The sequence below is a fragment of the Burkholderia sp. Bp8986 genome (assembly GCF_003854225.1).
Classification (GTDB): Bacteria; Pseudomonadota; Gammaproteobacteria; order Burkholderiales; family Burkholderiaceae; genus Burkholderia.
Window position 1 is genome coordinate 1 of sequence record NZ_QTQM01000125.1, and the last position, 2,484, is coordinate 2,484.

Consider the following 2,484-nt stretch of genomic DNA (forward strand, 5'->3'; position numbering starts at 1 on the left):
AAATCTTCTGATTCAGGTTCGGCTCGCGCAGGTGATAGATCGCACCCGCTTCGAACGCGTCGGGCTCAAGCACGCTCGTCACGGACCAGTACTGACCGCAGTGCCCGTCCTGAAATAGGTTGACACTTTTTCACCGAGACGAAGATGTGGCAAGTGGAACAATGGATCAAGCGGACGCAGACTATAGCCTGGCTTTAATGCTTTCGGTGGTGAGCCAGGTTGAAAAAAGCGAGCTAACGTAAAAAGACGCGCAGCAGCGCTCCGGCATCCTGGGACGCTCGACGGTGCTGATCTGGTTACGCAAGTACGGCTTGCAGGATTGGGCCGATCCATCCGGCCGTGCGCGATCGGGCCCTACCATGCCAAAGCAAGACGCCAAGCCGCTCACGCCGGAGCCGCGCATCAAGGAGTTGGAAACGCAGCTGCACGAGACGCAGGAGAAAGCCGCACTGTTCGAGGCGTGCTCGACGTAATGCGCAAGGACTACGGAATCACCGTAAAAACGCCGTTGGGCAGGTCGTCGCGCAAAGGCGGATCGAAAAGCTGAGCGTCGAGCGAGCCTGCCGTTACATGGGCGTCAGCCGGCAAACATATTACTAGCGATATCGCAGCGAGGAACGCCGCGGCACGCAAGCCGAAGCCGTGACAAGCCGGTGCGGGATATACGGCTACGCCAGCCGAGACTCGAGACACGAAAACTGCACCATCTGCTCGGGCCCGGCTAATAAAGATTAAGGCTCGAGGTGAGAGTTGGGGACGCAAGACTTGTCGAGCTGTTTTGCCACGCCATCAGCCAGATAGCGCCCCAACCATTTCCCGGCCGTGTGCGCTCACACCATGTGCAGTCGCAGCTTCCACGGCCGACAAACCACGTTGGGTCATGTCGTGGATCATTTCCAATCGCCGCAGATACGTCAATCGGGCATTCTTATGGGTGTTCATCCGGACTCCGATTTTGAGGTGACGGCGGGTTTGGCGATTCCCAGTCTCTCAAAACCGCTCCGGGGGGCACCCGCAACAACCTATTGAAGCTTCACACCTAGTGCATCACTCAATGATCTTCGAGCGACGGCTTATAGCCTACTTCACCGTTGCCAACGGCAAAAACAACGCCAACGGATCATGCGTCAGCGGCTGAAAGCCGAAATGTCGATAGAAAGCGGCCGAAGCGTCGTCCTTTGCCTCGACTACCAGAGCTACTGCAGGGATCTCTGATTTCGCGGCACGCTGCAATGCATTGACCAGCAGCGCTCCGCCTAGCCCCCTGCCACGGTAACGCTGATCGACAGCGAGCCGCCCCATTCGCACGGCCGGAACCGCCGGGTATCGCGGCAGCTTGCGGGTCACGGCGTGCGGCAGATCTGCGAGCGAGATACTGGCGGCGGCCAGCGTGTAATAGCCCGTGATGCTGTTGCCGTCGAGCATTACGAAACAAGCGGCGACTCGGCGGCGAACATCCTGCGTGGCCTGCTCGCGCAAATACCGATCTAGCGCTGGCGTCCCACACGCGAACTCGGATCGATCGTGGGTCGCTTCGAGCACGGCAACAACCAATTGCGTACTGCTCATTCGTTACGTAGCAACTGATCGTGACGAGCCATCGCGCGCTTCAATGCGTCGACGGGCTCTGGCGGCGCAAGAAGTGCCGCAGCAAAACGCTGCGAGTCCTCGAGCGACAAACGAATCACTTCCGCGTCAGCGATTGCTCGCTGCGCAGCCTCACGAGCAGCCGACACAACGAAATCCGTCATTGATCGCCCCTGCATCTCGGCAGCACGCCGAATCGCGGCGTGCACATCCAGCTCAATCCGAGCCTCAAACCTGGTGGTGGCCATGGCAAGTTACCTCCTCGGCAATAATGTACGGGTATTTGCCGGGGCCGTCAAGCCATGTACGGATATTTGCCGGCCCGCTTCAGCTATCCGATAGCTATTTGCTATTACCTGGACATAGCTAAGCGAATATCCGTCAACGTCAGATTAGGTCCTCGGGCCGCGCATCTCTAGAGCGCAAAGAAAGAGGAAGCGCACGGCATGAACACGCCATGGAGAAAATAATTTTTATTATTCGCATCGAAATTTCCGTTTATGTCTTTGGAAACATTGAAAATCACCATTTCTCGGCGCAATGCCTGACGGAGTTCGTACGAACGACGGGTTAGGCAGGTTACTTCCTGGATGCAGGCATCGGGCGCCCGTATGTAGGCGACAGTAGCTTCTTCACATTACCCCCTACCTCTCCATATAAGCTCAGGCCACCCGCGCGTGGGCGAGGGATACGACCCTATAGGTCGGGGCCGCGCCGGCGTGCGGCTCTTCTTGCCATTAGGCGGCAGCGGGTCGGTGATAAACGTCCGGCGGCAACTGACCTGCCTGGAATTTTCGGACCAACTGAAACTTGAGAGAACGGCTTCCAACGGAGAAAGGAAGTCATGAAGAAGAGCCGGTTTACCGACGAGCAGATGGTGACGATCCTGCGTGAGGC

2 protein-coding genes and 1 pseudogene are annotated in these 2,484 nt (G+C 57.8%); 1 reads left to right on the forward strand and 2 read right to left on the reverse strand.

Going from position 1 to position 2,484, the window contains the following annotated elements; genetic code table 11:
* Window positions 1-153: 153 nt before the first annotated feature.
* Window positions 154-719 (forward strand): annotated as a pseudogene (locus DID99_RS36345) (IS3 family transposase); the annotation flags it as partial.
* 361 nt (window positions 720-1,080) lie between these two features.
* Here DID99_RS36345 and DID99_RS36355 read toward each other — a convergent pair.
* Complete coding sequence (locus tag DID99_RS36355) at window positions 1,081-1,569, reverse strand: GNAT family N-acetyltransferase (RefSeq protein WP_124668704.1); 489 nt, start codon at window positions 1,567-1,569, stop codon at window positions 1,081-1,083.
* Complete coding sequence (locus DID99_RS36360; protein ID WP_124668705.1) at window positions 1,566-1,835, reverse strand: DUF1778 domain-containing protein; 270 nt, start codon at window positions 1,833-1,835, stop codon at window positions 1,566-1,568. The genes DID99_RS36355 and DID99_RS36360 overlap by 4 nt, the downstream gene beginning before the upstream one ends.
* Between the last annotated feature and the right edge of the window lie 649 nt (window positions 1,836-2,484).